We start from the raw sequence: 14677 nt of genomic DNA, 5'->3' as shown, positions 1-14677 counted from the left end.
CGCCGGGTTACTTGATCCTCGTACCCGTGGAACGCAGGTTCTGGCAGGCCTCCAGGACGCGGGCGGACATCGACGCCTCGGCCAGCTTGCCCCAGGTGCGCGGGTCGTAGGTCTTCTTGGAGCCGACCTCGCCGTCGACCTTCAGGACGCCGTCGTAGTTCTTGAGCATGTGGTCGGCGACCGGACGCGTGAAGGCGTACTGCGTGTCCGTGTCGATGTTCATCTTCACGACGCCGTTCTCCAGCGCGGTGAGGATCTCCTCCGGCGAGGAACCCGAACCGCCGTGGAAGACGAAGTCGAACGGCTGCGAGCCGGCCGGCTTGCCGTACTTGGCGGCTGTGCCCTCGTTCAGCTCCTTGAGCAGCTCCGGGCGCAGGACGACGTTGCCCGGCTTGTACACGCCGTGCACGTTGCCGAACGAAGCGGCCAGCAGGTAGCGGCCCTTCTCGCCGAGGCCGAGCGCCTCCGCGGTGCGGATCGCGTCGTCGACCGTGGTGTAGAGGGAGTCGTTGATCTCGTGCGAGACGCCGTCCTCCTCACCGCCGGTCGGGGTGATCTCGACCTCGAGGATGATCTTCGCGGCGCGGGCACGCTCCAGCAGCTCCTGGGCGATGCTCAGGTTGTCGGCGAGGGTCTCCGCGGAGCCGTCCCACATGTGGGACTGGAACAGCGGGTTGCGGCCGCCCTTGACGCGCTCCTCGGAGATCGCGAGCAGCGGACGGACGTAGCCGTCGAGCTTGTCCTTCGGGCAGTGGTCCGTGTGCAGGGCGATGTTGACGTCGTACTTCTCGGCGACGATGTGCGCGAACTCGGCCAGGGCGACCGAACCGGTCACCATCTCCTTCTTGTGCTGACCGCCCAGGAACTCGGCGCCGCCCGTGGAGATCTGCACGATGCCGTCGCTCTCCGCCTCGGCGAAGCCGCGCAGTGCCGCGTGCAGGGTCTGGGACGAGGTGACGTTGATGGCCGGGTAGGCGAACTTTCCTGCCTTCGCCCGGTCCAGCATCTCGTTGTAGACCTCGGGAGTTGCGATGGGCATCTGTCCGCTCCTTATGCATGCGCGTGCGGGTTGGCGTACTGCGTACTGTCGGTCCTGACCTGGAACCTTGGATGCGACGTCGTTGTCGGATCCATCCTCCCAGACTTGCCCCGGCCGTCGACGGCGCCGGTCGAGTCGTTATGCGGGGGATGTCGGGCGGGGGATGTCGGGCGGGGGCCGGGGCGCCGATCCGGGGGCCGGGGCGCCGGCCGGTGTACTGGGCGCCGGCCGGTGTACTGGGTACCGGTCGGTGTACTGGGTACCGGTCGGTGTACTGGGTACCGGTCGGTGTACTGGGTACCGGTCGGTGTACTGGGTACCGGTCGGTGTGGTGGTGCCGGTCGATGTGGTGGTGCCGGCCGGTCGATGTGGTGGTGCCGGCCGGTCGATGTGGTGGTGCCGGCCGGTCGATGTGGTGGTGCCGGCCGGTCGATGTGGTGGTGCCGGCCGGTCGATGTGGTGGTGCCGGCCGGTCAGTCCAGGCCGAGCTCGTCCTTGCCGAAGGCGAACAGGTACGGCACTCCGGCGCCCTCCTGGATCTTCTCGGCGGCGCCGGTCGCCCGATCGACGATGGTCGCGACGGCCACGACCTCGCCGCCGGCCTCGCGCACGGCCTCGACGGCGGTGAGCGGGGAGCCGCCGGTGGTGGAGGTGTCCTCGACGACCAGGACCCGACGGCCTCTGATGTCCGGGCCCTCCACCCGCCGCTGCATGCCGTGCGCCTTGGCCGCCTTGCGGACCACGAACGCGTCCAGCCGCCGACCGCGCGCCGCGGCGGCGTGCAGCATGGCGCCGGCCACCGGGTCCGCGCCCATGGTGAGGCCGCCGACCGCGTCGAAGTCCAGCTCGGCGGTGAGGTCCAGCAGCACCTGGCCGACCAGCGGGGCGGCCTCTCCGTCGAGGGTGACGCGGCGCAGATCGACGTAGTAGTCGGCCTCGAGCCCCGAGGAGAGGGTCACCTTGCCGTGCACCACGGCCTTGTCCTTGATCTGCTGCAGCAGCGCGCCACGTACGTCACTCATGGCAGCCAGGGTAGACGGCGCCGAGCCATGCCCCGCAGGGCATCGCTCTAGAGCCGCCGCCAGGTCCAGGTGGTCGTGGCCTCCAGCGGCTCCAGGGGGGTGACCAGACGCGGGTGGGTGTTCAGCCCGTTGGGCGGCCCGGTCTGCGGCTCCACGCAGACGGCCTCGCGCTGCTCGTCGTAGACCACCACCCACTCCTCGCGGCTGGTCACCTTCAGCTCCAGCCGCCCCGGCCAAGTGAGGGTGACGTCGACCCCGTCGGGCATGCCGAAGCAGTCGTCCCAGGGGCCGGGGCGGGGGTCGGCCCGGTTGCCGGTGGGCAGGTGGTCGTCACCGCGCTCCTCCTGCCAGGCGGCGGTGAAGTCGAGACGTACGTCCTGGGCGTCCGCGCCGCCGAGGCTGCGGTTGAACCAGGGGTGCCAGCCGATCTGCGCCGGGAAGGACGACTCGTACGTCTCCACGGCCATGGCCAGCGTCAGCGCGTCCGCGCCGAGCGTGAACTGCTGCGTCACCCGCCCGGAGTACGGCCACGGCTCCACGAGGTCGTACGTGAGCACGGCCTCGTCGGCGCTCTTGCGGGCGGTGCGCCAGGCGGCGTCACGGGCGGTGCCGTGGATGGCGTGGGGCGGGGCGTTCAACGGCAACTGGTGGACGGTCGCCCCGTCCCGGAACCGGCCGTCCCTGGTCCGCCCGCACCAGGGGACCATCGGGAAGCACCCGAAACGGTCGCCCTGCCGCAGCAGTTCGACTCCCCCGACCCGCAGTCCTGAGACCCGCCCGCCGTTCCCCGGCCGTACGGTCACCTCCGCGTCGCCCGCGGTCAGCGTGATGTCTTCGTCACTCACGGGACGACCCTACTGGGGTGATCAAGAGTGCCTCCGCCGGTCGGGCCGGCCCCGCCACCCGGATACGGCTTCAGCCGCGCCTGCGGAGGGCCCGCACCGCGACGATCGCCGAGGCCACCGCCAGGGCGGCCGCCGGGGCGGCCCAGCGCAGCGGGGTGGAGGTGGAGACGGTCTGGGGGGCGGGGACGGGCGCGTAGCGGCCCCGCGGCGGGGCGTGGTCCACCTCTTCGGCGCTGCGGCCGATCATGGTGCGGCGCGCGTGCGCGGCCTCGGCGACGGCGCCCTCGTCGGCGTCGTCGACGTCGTCGGCCGCGTCCTCCCCGTCCGTCTGATCCGCTCTCCCGCCCACTGTCCCGTCCACTGTCTCGTCCACATCGTCCGGAAGCCCGGGTTCGAGGGACGGCAGGGGGATCTCCGCGTCGAGGGCGGAGGGGGCCGAGGGCGACTCCGGAGCGGAAGGCTCCTCCGAGGACGACGTCCCCTCGTCGGGTGTCGCCTCGTCGGGTGTCGCCTCCTCAGGGGTCGCCTCCTCGGGCGTCGCCTCCTCGGGGGTCGCCCTCTCGGGCGTCTCCTTCTCGGAGTCCTCCCCCGCTGTTGCCCCCGCCGTTGTCCCCGCAGTCGTCCCCAGGTTCGCCGCGAAGCGGTTCAGCAGGCGGGCCACCGCCGAGGCCACCGCGTCCGGCGGCAGCTCCGTGACCCGGCCGTCGGCCGTCGCCGTGCCGTCGACGACGACCGTGGCACCGCCCTCCGCGTCCCGCAGGCTCAGCCGCAGCGCCAGTTTCACGGCGCCGGTGCCGCGGGTCTCGACGGCGTCGCCCTCGACGGCGTAGGAACCGTCGTCCCGCCGGGTCACCCGGACGGCGCCCCGGTAGGTGATGGAGTGACTGCCGATGCGGACCTTCAGCCGGCCGGCGACCGGATCGGCTCCGACGTCGTGCTGGAGCCCCGGCACCGCGCGGGCGACCCGTGCGGGATCGTCCAGCGCCTCCCTGAGCCGCTCCACCGGAACCGGAACGAACACCTCGTGCTCCATGACTGCGGAGCCTACCCACGGGAACGCCGGACTGTATCCCCGTCGGCACGAAAGGCGCAGCGGGCACGGCTCGGCACACGTGCCCGCGTGGACGCGCGTCAGCGGTCGTGGCTCATCGCGCGTACCGGGGATGGACCAGCGTCGACGGCGGGAGACCGGGGACGCGGGTGCGCTCGGCGGCCCGCGCGCCGACGGCGAGGGAGCTGTCCGTGAGGGTGCGCGGGCGGGGGCCGGACGGGTCCAGGCGCAGCTCGGGGTCCGTGCGTGCGGCGAGGACGAAGCCCCGGTCGCGCAGGGCGCGGGTGGTGTCCGCCGGGGTGCGGCCGGGCCCGGTGACGGGACCGGCCGGCCGGCCGCCCGTGCCGTACGGGGCGGTGCGGAAGCCGGCCGAGCGGAGCGTCGACTCCACCGTCCAGTACGTCTCGGGCCGGGACGTCACCGGCCCCGCGTGCACCACGAGCCGTCCGCCGGGGGCGAGGGCGCGCCGGGCCAGGCCGTAGAACTCCTGCGAGTACAGCTTGGTGCTCGCGGTGATCTCCGGGTGCGGCAGGTCGGACACCACCACGTCGTACGCGGCCGGGGGTGCCCCGCGCAGCCAGTCGAAGGCGTCCTCGGTGGTGACGTGTACGCGCGGGTCGTCGAGGGCGTGGTCGTTCAGCGTGGACAGGGCGGGGTCGTGGCGGGCCAGCCGCACCACGCCCGCGTCAAGTTCGACGACGTCGACCCGCCGCACGCCGGGGTGGCGCAGTACTTCGCGGACGGTCAGCCCGTCGCCGCCGCCGAGGACGAGCACGCGCTCGTGCGGGCCGGTCATCGCGGGGTGCACCAGGGCCTCGTGGTACCGGGGTTCGTCCCGGCTGCTGACCCGGAGCCGGCCGTCGAGGAACAGGCCGAGGGCACGGCCGTCCCGGTCGCCGGTGAGTACCACTTCCTGTACGTCGGTCCGCAGGGCCACCCGGACGTCCGAGCCGTACATGGTGTGGCGGGCGGCCCGTTCGAAGTCGTCGACGAGAACGGTGGCCGACCCCAGCACAGTCAGCACGCAGAGGTTGGCGGCCACCAGCAGCCGGCGGGCGCGGCGGGAGAGATCCTGCCGGAACAGGCCGAGGACCAGTGCGCCGCCGACCACCGTGTTGACCGCGCCGGTGATCAGCGTCCCCGTCAGCTGGCCGAGGAACGGCAGGAGAAGGAACGGGAAGGCGAGCCCGCCGACGAGGGCGCCGACGTAGTCCGCGGCGAACAGGTCGGCCACCGCGCCGCCCGCGTCCTGGCGGCGGATCCGCTGGATCAGCTCCATCAGGAGCGGCACCTCGGCCCCGATCAACAGGCCGACGGCGAGCGAGAAGACGACCAGCAGGGCAAGGGGCCCGTGCGCCCACGGGCCGCCCCAGCCGCCGGTCCAGGCGAAGACGGCGTACAGGGCCATCGCGCTGCATCCGCCGACGAGGGCGAGGGCGGCCTCCACGGCGCCGAAACCGGCCGCCGCGTACCGCCGCAGCCGCTTGGCGGCCAGTGAGCCGACGCCCATGGCGAAGACCATGACGGACAGCACGACCGACGTCTGAGTGACCGAGTCGCCCATCAGGTACGCCGCGAGTGCGACGAGTTCGAGTTCGTACACCAGTCCGCAGGCCGCGCAGACGAACACACCCGCGAGCACCAGGAACCGCCCGGTGCCCTGCCGTACGGGCAGCCGCAGCGAACTGCCCGAGCCGCTGCCTCCGCCGCTGTCGCTGTCGCTGTCGTTGCCGCGCGACCTGTCCCGGAGCTGCGTGGAGCCGGGCGGAGCGGGGGCCTGCGGTTCGATCACTCTGCGACGTTACGTCACGCCTCCACTGCGGGCCGTCACCCACACGTGTGGTGTTTGTTTACCGTTGACCGGTGGTGGCACGACCGGGAAACCTCGCGCGGGTCGCCGACGGGACACCTCTCACACGGCGCCCATACGGCGCTCATACGGCTGCCTTCACCCGTACGCCCACCCGTGTCCGGGTCGCCACCACCTGGCCGTCCTGCGGGTAGGCGTGCCAGGTCCGCCAGTGGACCTGGCTCTCCTGGCGCTGGGCGAGCATCGCGGTGAACGCGTGCGGGCTCCCGGGGAACACGCCGGCGAGACCGTGCGGATGGTCGGAGACCAGGGCGAGCAGTTCCTGGGCGCGGCCCGCGAAGGAACCCGGGGAGAGCATCTCCACGCGGGCGGCGAACTCGTACTCCCAGTCGCCCACCCGGGTGGCGACGCCCAACGGGAGGGGTGTTCTGGAGCCCCGGATGCACGCCACGGTCTCCGAACAGGTGCCCTGTTCCTCCTCCAGCAGCACCTGGTGGGACGCGCCGAGGAGCCTCAGCTGGACTTTGGCTCCCGTCAGTTCGAGGTCGAGCGTGGCCAGCGCGGGCAGCGGCTCGCACCCCAGGGCCCAGGCGAGATCGGCCGCACGCGTGTCGGTGTAGGAGGTGGTCAGGGTCGTGAGCATGGAACGGCTCCGCAAGCGCACAGGGAGAAGGGGCGGGGAGAAGGGGACGCGGGCGCCCGTTACGCCCCGGTCGTACCGGGGTTCGGCCCGCCAGCCCGGTCGGCCGGTCGGATGAGGTCCGCAGGAGGTCCGAGGGCTGTGCTGGTAAGGAGAGGGAACCATGAACTATGGCCCCACCACAGCGTTTTTACCCAACTTCGTGCGCTTTCCATCCCCTGGGGGGCTCATCGGATCACCTGTTCACGGTGGCGCACACCTGGCGTATGACGGACGCACATCCGGCACGTGCCTGGCACACGACTGACGCACGACTGACGCGCACCTGGCGATGCCGACGTCCGGGTGATGAACGCGGCCAGTGGGGCCCGCCCCAGGCGCGGACCCCACTGTTCCCTCGGCGGCCTCCCCCGTCTGCTGCCTCCGCCGCCGGCGGCCAACCCGTTCAGCCGTCGGCCGCCTCTCCCCTCAGCGGGCTCCCTGTCAGCTGCCTCCGCCGCATCCGCCGCCGCCCCCGCACGACGACCCGCCCCCGCAGGACGACCCACCGGAGCTTCCCCCGCCCCCGTCGCCTCCGCCCCCGTCGCCCCCGTGCGACGAGCCGCAGGACGCGGCGACGGCCCCGCCGCCCGCCCACCAACTGCCGTCCCCGCCGCCGCCGCTGCCGCCGCGGCGCGCCCGGCGCCCGGAACGGCGGCCCGCGGCCACCAGGGACACGACCACCACCATGAGGACCAGAGCCAGAATGATGCCGATGACCATGACGTCACCGTCCTTTCGTTCCCCCGCGATTCCCCCGAAGCGCCCCCCGTGGGTGCCTCGCTCACGCGTGTGGACGGGAGATGCCCGGTGGCCGCGCGGCCCAAAGCAGAGTTGAGCAACTCCAGAGGTTCGGCGCAGGATGGCCCGCATGACCTCCAGCGCGCGTCCCCTCCTGAACCGCCGGCTCGCCGAGTTCGGGACCACGATCTTCGCCGAGATGTCCGCCCTGGCCCTGCGCACCGGCTCCATCAACCTGGGCCAGGGCTTCCCGGACACCGACGGCCCCGAGGAGGTCAGGGAGGCGGCGGTACGGGCCCTGCGGGACGGCCGCGGCAACCAGTACCCGCCCGGCCCCGGCATCCCCGAACTGCGCACCGCGATCGCCGCGCACCAGCAGCGCCGCTACGGCCTGTCCGTCGACCCCGACACGGAGGTCCTGGTCACCGCGGGCGCCACCGAGGCGATCGCCGCGTCGCTGCTCGCCCTGCTGGAGCCGGGCGACGAGGTGGTCGCCCTGGAGCCGTACTACGACTCGTACGCGGCCTGCGTCGCGATGGCGGGCGCCACGCGCGTGCCGGTCACCCTGCGCCCCCATGAGGGCCGCTTCCACCTCGACCTCGACGAACTGCGCGACGCCGTCACCGACCGCACCCGCCTGCTGCTGATCAACACCCCGCACAACCCGACCGGCACCGTCCTCACCCGCGAGGAGCTGGCCGCGATCGCCGCGCTGGCGGTGGAGCGCGACCTGCTGGTGGTGACGGACGAGGTGTACGAGCACCTGGTCTTCGACGACGCCGAACACGTACCCCTGGCGACCTTCCCGGGCATGCGGGACCGCACGGTCACCATCTCCAGCGCCGGCAAGACCTTCTCGTTCACTGGCTGGAAGGTCGGCTGGGTCAAGGCTGCTTCACCTACCTGTTCAGATCGGGAGGCGGACGCCCGAGCACACCCTTTCACCGACTCAGTGTCTTGGATTCCAAACGGCGTGCACTCACCGAAAATGCTTCAACTCCGGGCGCGCGCCTAGAGAAATCCCAAACGGCGTGCGCCCAGCAGCGCGTGGCCTACGTCTTCTACTGTCCTTCCTGAAGCCAGGGATCACCGGCTCACTCTTCTGCTGGGAGATCCCCCGACCTCAGGAAGGAACCACGTCGTGCAGCTGAGGCTGATGTACGTGATCATCGCGGTCCTCACGGCGCTTGTCGCCGCTCTGGCCGGCAGCGTCGTGACCCTCGCCGAGGGAGGGCGTCCCACGGCGGCCTTCAAGACCGGAGCATTGACCTTCGCCGGCTCCCTGACGCTCCTCATCGTGGTCATGGGCGCTCTGGGTGTGGTGGGTTCGTGAATGACATGAGTGCCCTTGGAGGACACGTGCAGGCCGAGAGTGCCTTCTCGCTCGACGAGATGCTCGCCGAGGTGCGCCGACACCGCACGCACCTCTCGCGGCTGATGAACGCCCACGACGCGACGCGCCTCGTCATCGGGCTGCTGTACCTGAGCCGGAAGGCGCACGCCGCTCCCGGCACCAACGTACCGACATGGTCGTGGTTGCTGAGGCAGCCGGCAGAGCGCGGTTCGGGAATCCGCGCTGCCGTGAGCAAGTGTCTGAGCCACTGGCTTCCCGCAGCCGACGAACAGAGCGCAGACATGGGCACGAGGAGCCTGATGCCCGTTCCGCCCTCCGGTTCCGAAGGATCACTGCACGCTCTCATCCAGGCCATCGGCTCTACCCAACGGGTCGGGCCCCTGCTCGACCAGTGCCTCCGTGACCTCTCGGCGGACCAGGCCCAGGCTGACGGCAGCCACTACTTCACGCCGGGAGACATGGCACGTCTCATGGTCGGTGCGGCCGTCCCCCGCGACGGACACAGAGTGCTGGACCCGGTCTGCGGTTCAGGGGGACTGCTCGTCGAGAGTCACCTCTACGTCCGCGAACGCGTCGAGCTGGACCCGACCATGTCCTTGCAGGGGAAGGAGCAACACGCCCACACCTCACAGGTGGCCCGGATGAACTTCGCGGTGCGGGGGATCACGGCCCACGTCTTCCCGCCCGGGGACAGCCTCGCGGAGCCCGAACCCGAGCGCCACGACATCATCCTGGCCAACCTTCCCTTCAACCAGCGCGACTGGGCGCCGGAGGACAAGACGGAGCAGAGCGCTCGCCGACCGGCTCCCCTTGTCCCTGTCGATCCCCGGTGGCCGGAAGAACCGCCGTCTCGAGGATCTGCCAACTCTGCCTGGATTCAGCACATCGCGCACGCGCTTGCCCCGGCCGGACGTGCCGTCTTCCTGATGGCCGACAGCGTGGCCAACACCCGACAGCCCATCACCCGAAGGCTCCGCGAACGCCTCCTGCGTGACGATCTCGTCGAGTGCGTGATCGCTCTGCCACCTCGCGTGTTCGGTCACTCCAAAGCCCCCGCCTGTCTGTGGGTGCTCAACAGGGACAAGAGCGCGCGCCCCGGCTGGGGTGTCCTGGACCGTCGCCGGCAGGTGCTTTTCGTCAACGCGCGGCGAGCCTTCGAACCGGTCCCGGAGTCGAGAGCAAGGAGGCTGGGCGACAAGAACACGGCATTGATCCTGACCACCCTGGCGGCCTGGCGTGGCCTCTCCGAGAACGGTGCCGCGGCCTCGCCGTACAACGACGCAGCCGGCTGGTCCCGAAGCTGCTCCACCGAGGAGATCGCCGACCGCGAGTCCAGCCTGATGCCGACCTCGTACGCCGTGGAGCCTCCCAGCCCCGAGCGGGACACACGGAGCCGGGTCGAGCAGCTCAAGCTCGAACTGGCCGATCAGTTCGACCAGATGCGCGACCTGGAACTCCGATTGCTGGACGTCTTGGAGGAGATCTGATGGAAGCCAATGACGACCAGGTCGCCTCGGGTAAAGCGGCTTGGCAGACGACCTCCATCAAAATCGAGCGGCTCCGCAGGCGTATCTACACCACTTCCGGTTTCCTCGACGACGCGGCTGCCGATCAGACTGCAGGAGTCGTCAGCTCGACGTTCGTCCAGGACGGCAGGATCCTCGCGCCCAGGGCCAACGGGTGTCGGCCGGACGAATCCCCGCCCAGCCGGGCAACCCTCAGGGAGGGCGACCTGGCCGTCGTCCTCGTCCGACGGGTGGGCGATTCCGCACTGGTCACCGCCGAGCACGCGGGATGTACAGCGACCAGGTCGGTCGGCATCATCCGCGCTGAGTCGCACATCGTGCGATGGCTGCGTATCTGGCTACAGACACCCACGGCGAAGGCTCGCATCGACGAGGACGTGACGGCACATGTCGAGCCCACCATCAGCCTCGACACCCTCCACCGCATGCTGTTTCCGCTGCCTCCGCCAGACGTCATCACCGCATACCACCGGACCTTCAGCCTCATCGAGGAGATGGTCTCGCTCTACCAACACACCGCGCGCAAGGCAATGGAACTGGCTGACGCGCTCCACGACGACGTGGCGGCTTCAGAGCCGTCGTGGGACACACGAACACTCGCCAAGGTCGCCCGTCTGAAGACGGGCAGAGGCTCCGAGAGCTCACTGCCACCGACGCCCGCAGAGGCCGCTGTCGACCTGATCGCGCCCAGAGACCTCTACGACCTTCCTGTGCCCCACGTCCACCGGTTCCGTCTGAGCGGCCCGGCCCGCGACGGCGCGGTACATCCTCCAGGGACCTTTATGCTCAGCACCCGTTCCGACGGCGCGCACATCGCAGTGTCGAGCCGAGCGGCGACCCCCCTCAGAAGCGTCGTCGCTGTACGGCCTCTGGATGACGAGGACGGCTGGTGGCTGCTCCACGAACTCCGGAGCCGGAGCAACGCGATCGTAGATCTCGCGCAGGGCCAGACCCGTCGCGAGATCTCCGCCCTCCGCCTGAAATCTCTGGCCCTCACCTGGCCCGACCGTTTCACGCGCACCGACTTCCGTCGGAGCGCCGAACCCTTGCACGCCACAGCGCGCCTCCTCGTTTCCAAGATCGCGACGCTGCACACCCTGCGGGAGGCACTCCTGCGCGACATCTCAGCGAAGGCTGGCATCCTCCGGGAGCCGACTACCGAACCGGAAGGGCGGCACCTCGCTCTGTCCGCACCCCGTGGGGAGGGGAACCTCGATGAGACAGGATGGGGCCTGGAAGCTTGATGGGGACTCAAGTGAGAACGGTGGAGAGATGAACACCAGGCCACTGCTGAACCGCAGGCTGGACGGTCTCGGGACGACGATCTTCGCGGAGATGTCGGCCCTGGCGACGGCGACGGGTGCGATCAACCTGGGGCAGGGCTTCCCGGACACGGACGGCCCGGAGTCTGTCCGCGAGGCCGCCGTACGAGCGCTGCGAGATGGGCGCGGCAACCAGTACCCGCCGGGCCCGGGCATCCCGGAACTGCGCGAGGCGATCGCCGACCACCAGCGCCGCTTCTACCACCTGAGCCTCGATCCCGACTCGGAGATCCTGGTCACCGCGGGCGCGACGGAGGCGATCGCCGCGACCATGCTCGCCCTACTGGAGCCCGGCGACGAGGTGATCGCCTTCGAGCCGTATTACGACTCTTACGCCGCCTGCATCGCGATGGCCGACGCGAAGCGCGTCCCGCTCACCCTCCGTGCCCCGTCCTTCCGCCCGGACCTGGACGAGCTGCGATCGAAGATCACCCCGCGCACCCGCCTCCTGCTCCTGAACACACCCCACAACCCCACAGGGATGGTCCTCACTCCCGAGGAACTGAGCGCCATCGCCGCCCTCGCCATCGAACACGACCTGCTCGTAGTCACCGACGAGGTGTACGAGCACCTGGTCTACGAAGGCACGCACCACTCCATTGCGGCCCTGCCGGGCATGCGTGAACGCACCGTCTCCATCTCGTCCGCTGGCAAGACCTTCTCCTTCACTGGATGGAAGGTTGGCTGGGTCATGGCGGACGCCCCGCTCGTCGCTGCCGTCCGGACGGCCAAGCAGTACCTGACCTACGTCAGTGCGGGCCCCTTCCAGTACGCGATCGCCGAGGCGCTGCGGCTGCCGGACGCGTACTTCGACAGCTTCCGCGCCGACCTCCACCGCAAGCGCGACCTGCTCGGCGACGGCCTGCGCGCGGCCGGGTTCGGCGTCTACCAGCCCCAGGGCACGTACTTCATCACCACCGACATCGCCCCCTTCGGCGAGAAGGACGCCTACGCCTTCTGCCGCGCCCTCCCCGAACGCTGCGGCGTCGTCGCCGTCCCCAACTCCGTCTTCTACGACGACCCGGAAGCCGGCCGCAGCCAGGTCCGCTTCACCTTCTGCAAGAGGGAGGACGTTCTCGCCGAGGCCACCAGCCGTCTGCGACACCTCTCGTCCTGAACTCACGCCCCCTTCGTCCCGAATGAGGTTCGGTTGCTGAGCTCGCCAGGACGGATGGCGTTTTCCCTGGTCAGAGCGTCGGGCTGTCGTGGTCTCGAGTGGTCTCGAGTGGTCTCGAAGGGGCTCGGAGAGCGAGTCGGCTCCCCGATGGCTCCCAGGAGGACCCCCATCCGCCACCTCAGGCTGGTCGGCGCCGACGGACTGGCGATCCGCCTTCTGGCGTGCGTGCACTGGGGCGGTCGACAGAGATGAGACCTACACATTACGAGGGCTGGTGGGGGTGTGCCGGGTGGTTCCGGACGGTGCTCCACTGCCCGGATCTGCCTGGTCAGAGCCCGTGACAGGTGTCGCACGGCCTTCTCCGTGATGCCCCGTGCGGCACCGTCCGCTCACGCACAGCGGGCCGCTGAGCAGCATGTGGGTCAGATCTGCCCGAGGTCGATCTCCACCGGGAACGGAGCCGTGACCTTGACGACGCCGGTGAATACGTCACCCTCCCGGTACGTCTTCGTCGCAGGGTCGAGCACGTAGGTGTACACCAGAGGAACACCTGTCGCGGCCTGCTCGATCCGCCAGTAGAAGCCGATGCCTGCCTTGGCATACTGGTCGACCTTCACGATCCGGTCGGTGGTCTCCGAGCCCGGTGACACCACCTCCGCCGCCAGCAGCACGTGCTCGGGCCGGGTGGGCGTGACGTCGATCGTGTCCGCGCGGTACACCACGACGTCCGGGCGGCGATTGGTCAGCGGGACGTCTTGGAGCCGGACGTCGAAGTCGGTGTCTGCGTTCCAGTCCGGCCCCGCGGCGGCATCCAGGGCGTTCGCCAGAATCCGGGCCAGCCGGTTGTGCCGCTTGGACGCACTCGGGCTCACGACGACCATCCCGTCAACGATCTCGATGCCGGCGCACTGCTCCTCGGACCAGGACTCGTACTCCTCCGCCGTGATCTGCTCGTGCATCCACGCCGGGGCCACCATCTCGGCCGTCATGAAGCACCTCCCGGACACTGTGCGGCGGGCCCGATCCCGCTCGGTTCAGCGTACTGTCTCCGGCCCGTCGGACGCCCTGCCTCAGGGCTGTCGGACATCGGCAACATGCGTGCCGGCCTTGTGGCTGACGCCCCTTTGGAGCTGCGCCGCTGATCAGCGACGGCCTGCTCTGCCTCGCCGCGGTCGCCGCAGTGGGAGCCGTCACGGTGGACCTGCGCAGGCCCGCCACTGGTCCTCGTCCCAGCCGTGCGCGACCGGCCCCTGCTCCAGCATCGCGGCCAGCTTCCCGCACAGCGCCGGGTGGAGTTTGCAGCGCCGCCCACCGGGCCCCGGGAGGCCGGCGCCGCCGGCCCTCCGGCAACCCAGGCGCGCCGCCACTGGTAGGCGGACTTCGGTATCACCCGCAGCAACTCGGCGACCTCCGGCGCACTGGCCCCGGCCGCGAACAGCTCGGCGGCCTGCAGGCGCAGCGGCTCGCGCCGCGCGCGTTCCTGAGCGTCCATCCCGCCGCTGTCTGCGCACCTCACACCTTCCGGTGTAGCGCTGTCGCCGCGTACCGCCACCCAAGCGGGCTGTCACCGGTCAGACCTCAAAGCGCCGAAATCAGTAATCCAACCGTGCGGGGATGGATGCAGTATTTCGGCCGGTTCTACCGGTCGGCGCTGACACCCCTCCTGACGCGCATCAATGCCTACTTGGTGCGATGGATTCGCCAGAAACACAAGAAGCTCGCGGCGCTACGCAAGGCGCTCCAGAAGATGTGGGAGATCGCTGATCGGTATCCCCGCATGTTCGCGCACTGGCGTTGGACCACTGTGGCGTCCGTGGCCTGGTGTTCAGAGTGGCAAGAGCCGTGTAACGGGAGACTGTTACGCACGGCTTCTATGAGAGCCGAGGGGTGAGATTCCCCTCGGCTACTCGACATCTTCTGGCTCAGGCAACACACCCATTGCCGATCCTCGCCTGCTAGATCATGCCGCCGCACTCCTTCACCGTCACCCGTCTGTCGACCGTTCCCGACCCCCGCACCCGACCCGAAAAGCGTCGTCAGCTCGGCTACGGCACGCCGACCGCACGATGCGGGGACGCCGGCGTGGAGCGCTCTGAATCTGCCGCGAAGAGGCAAGCGGACGTCATGCTTCGGCTGAGTCCGACTCGCCGTGCGAGCAGGCCGACGTCGAT

14 protein-coding genes and 1 pseudogene are annotated in these 14677 nt (G+C 70.3%); 6 read left to right on the top strand and 9 right to left on the bottom strand.

What is annotated here, in order from left to right; genetic code table 11:
* Nucleotides 1–7 precede the first annotated feature (7 nt).
* From fbaA to ACFPZI_RS14340, 7 genes are all read right to left on the bottom strand, one after another.
* On the bottom strand, nt 8–1039 hold the full coding sequence (gene fbaA, locus ACFPZI_RS14370) for a class II fructose-bisphosphate aldolase (RefSeq protein ID WP_381208013.1): 1032 nt from the start codon (nt 1037–1039) through the stop codon (nt 8–10).
* A gap of 473 nt (nt 1040–1512) precedes the next feature.
* Entirely contained in the window at nt 1513–2061 is a 549-nt protein-coding gene (gene pyrE, locus ACFPZI_RS14365) for an orotate phosphoribosyltransferase (RefSeq protein WP_332429511.1), read from the bottom strand.
* 47 nt (nt 2062–2108) lie between these two features.
* Nucleotides 2109–2906 carry an aldose epimerase family protein gene (locus ACFPZI_RS14360; RefSeq protein WP_381363094.1) on the bottom strand — a complete coding sequence of 266 codons (798 nt, stop codon included), beginning with the start codon at nt 2904–2906 and terminating at the stop codon, nt 2109–2111.
* A gap of 70 nt (nt 2907–2976) precedes the next feature.
* On the bottom strand, nt 2977–3939 hold the full coding sequence (locus tag ACFPZI_RS14355) for an SRPBCC domain-containing protein (protein ID WP_381363093.1): 963 nt from the start codon (nt 3937–3939) through the stop codon (nt 2977–2979).
* Between the two features lie 112 nt (nt 3940–4051).
* The gene (locus ACFPZI_RS14350; RefSeq protein ID WP_381363220.1) at nt 4052–5638 is read right to left on the bottom strand and encodes a polyamine aminopropyltransferase; all 1587 of its coding nucleotides are present in this window, start codon (nt 5636–5638) and stop codon (nt 4052–4054) included.
* Between the two features lie 253 nt (nt 5639–5891).
* On the bottom strand, nt 5892–6410 hold the full coding sequence (locus tag ACFPZI_RS14345) for a DUF2617 family protein (RefSeq protein ID WP_381363091.1): 519 nt from the start codon (nt 6408–6410) through the stop codon (nt 5892–5894).
* 480 nt (nt 6411–6890) lie between these two features.
* Nucleotides 6891–7169 (bottom strand): hypothetical protein, encoded by a 279-nt coding sequence (locus tag ACFPZI_RS14340; protein WP_381363089.1) that lies wholly within the window; start codon nt 7167–7169, stop codon nt 6891–6893.
* 139 nt (nt 7170–7308) lie between these two features.
* On the opposite strand from ACFPZI_RS14340, the pseudogene ACFPZI_RS14335 reads away from it, so the two are divergent.
* From ACFPZI_RS14335 to ACFPZI_RS14315, 5 genes and pseudogenes are all read left to right on the top strand, one after another.
* Nucleotides 7309–8091, top strand: a pseudogene (locus tag ACFPZI_RS14335) (aminotransferase class I/II-fold pyridoxal phosphate-dependent enzyme); the annotation flags it as partial.
* Nucleotides 8092–8328: 237 nt separating this feature from the next.
* The gene (locus ACFPZI_RS14330) at nt 8329–8520 is read left to right on the top strand and encodes a hypothetical protein (RefSeq protein ID WP_381363087.1); all 192 of its coding nucleotides are present in this window, start codon (nt 8329–8331) and stop codon (nt 8518–8520) included.
* A gap of 26 nt (nt 8521–8546) precedes the next feature.
* A complete protein-coding gene (locus ACFPZI_RS14325; RefSeq protein WP_381363085.1) occupies nt 8547–10028 on the top strand; it encodes an N-6 DNA methylase in 1482 nt (493 codons plus the stop codon).
* Nucleotides 10028–11311 carry a restriction endonuclease subunit S domain-containing protein gene (locus tag ACFPZI_RS14320; protein ID WP_381363084.1) on the top strand — a complete coding sequence of 428 codons (1284 nt, stop codon included), beginning with the start codon at nt 10028–10030 and terminating at the stop codon, nt 11309–11311. Before ACFPZI_RS14325 ends, ACFPZI_RS14320 begins: the two co-directional genes overlap by 1 nt.
* Before the next feature lie 28 nt (nt 11312–11339).
* A complete protein-coding gene (locus ACFPZI_RS14315; RefSeq protein WP_381363082.1) occupies nt 11340–12506 on the top strand; it encodes a pyridoxal phosphate-dependent aminotransferase in 1167 nt (388 codons plus the stop codon).
* Between the two features lie 422 nt (nt 12507–12928).
* Here the strand turns inward: ACFPZI_RS14315 and ACFPZI_RS14310 are convergent, their stop codons facing one another.
* Nucleotides 12929–13495, bottom strand: coding sequence for a Uma2 family endonuclease (locus ACFPZI_RS14310; protein ID WP_055628263.1), 567 nt, complete (start codon nt 13493–13495; stop codon nt 12929–12931).
* Nucleotides 13492–13998 carry a helix-turn-helix domain-containing protein gene (locus ACFPZI_RS14305; RefSeq protein WP_381363080.1) on the bottom strand — a complete coding sequence of 169 codons (507 nt, stop codon included), beginning with the start codon at nt 13996–13998 and terminating at the stop codon, nt 13492–13494. Before ACFPZI_RS14305 ends, ACFPZI_RS14310 begins: the two co-directional genes overlap by 4 nt.
* A gap of 126 nt (nt 13999–14124) precedes the next feature.
* Between ACFPZI_RS14305 and ACFPZI_RS14300 the strand changes: the two genes are divergently transcribed.
* Nucleotides 14125–14397: a group II intron maturase-specific domain-containing protein gene (locus ACFPZI_RS14300; RefSeq protein WP_381363079.1), complete on the top strand. Its 273-nt coding sequence runs from the start codon at nt 14125–14127 to the stop codon at nt 14395–14397.
* Nucleotides 14398–14677 lie beyond the last annotated feature (280 nt).

Source organism: Streptomyces chlorus, from assembly GCF_042655885.1.
Lineage (GTDB): Bacteria > Actinomycetota > Actinomycetes > Streptomycetales > Streptomycetaceae > Streptomyces > Streptomyces chlorus.
The sequence above is the reverse complement of the archived record's forward strand: the minus strand, read 5'-3'. Positions and strand labels throughout refer to the sequence as shown.

Excerpts from the sequence above, each read along its gene's own strand:
- fbaA (WP_381208013.1), bottom strand. The coding sequence starts at position 1,039 with ATGCCCATCGCAACTCCCGAGGTCTACAACGAGATGCTGGACCGGGCG.
- pyrE (WP_332429511.1), bottom strand. The coding sequence starts at position 2,061 with ATGAGTGACGTACGTGGCGCGCTGCTGCAGCAGATCAAGGACAAGGCC.
- ACFPZI_RS14355 (WP_381363093.1), bottom strand. The coding sequence starts at position 3,939 with ATGGAGCACGAGGTGTTCGTTCCGGTTCCGGTGGAGCGGCTCAGGGAG.
- ACFPZI_RS14345 (WP_381363091.1), bottom strand. The coding sequence starts at position 6,410 with ATGCTCACGACCCTGACCACCTCCTACACCGACACGCGTGCGGCCGAT.
- ACFPZI_RS14340 (WP_381363089.1), bottom strand. The coding sequence starts at position 7,169 with ATGGTCATCGGCATCATTCTGGCTCTGGTCCTCATGGTGGTGGTCGTG.
- ACFPZI_RS14320 (WP_381363084.1), top strand. The coding sequence starts at position 10,028 with ATGGAAGCCAATGACGACCAGGTCGCCTCGGGTAAAGCGGCTTGGCAG.
- ACFPZI_RS14315 (WP_381363082.1), top strand. The coding sequence starts at position 11,340 with ATGAACACCAGGCCACTGCTGAACCGCAGGCTGGACGGTCTCGGGACG.
- ACFPZI_RS14310 (WP_055628263.1), bottom strand. The coding sequence starts at position 13,495 with ATGACGGCCGAGATGGTGGCCCCGGCGTGGATGCACGAGCAGATCACG.
- ACFPZI_RS14305 (WP_381363080.1), bottom strand. The coding sequence starts at position 13,998 with ATGGACGCTCAGGAACGCGCGCGGCGCGAGCCGCTGCGCCTGCAGGCC.
- ACFPZI_RS14300 (WP_381363079.1), top strand. The coding sequence starts at position 14,125 with ATGCAGTATTTCGGCCGGTTCTACCGGTCGGCGCTGACACCCCTCCTG.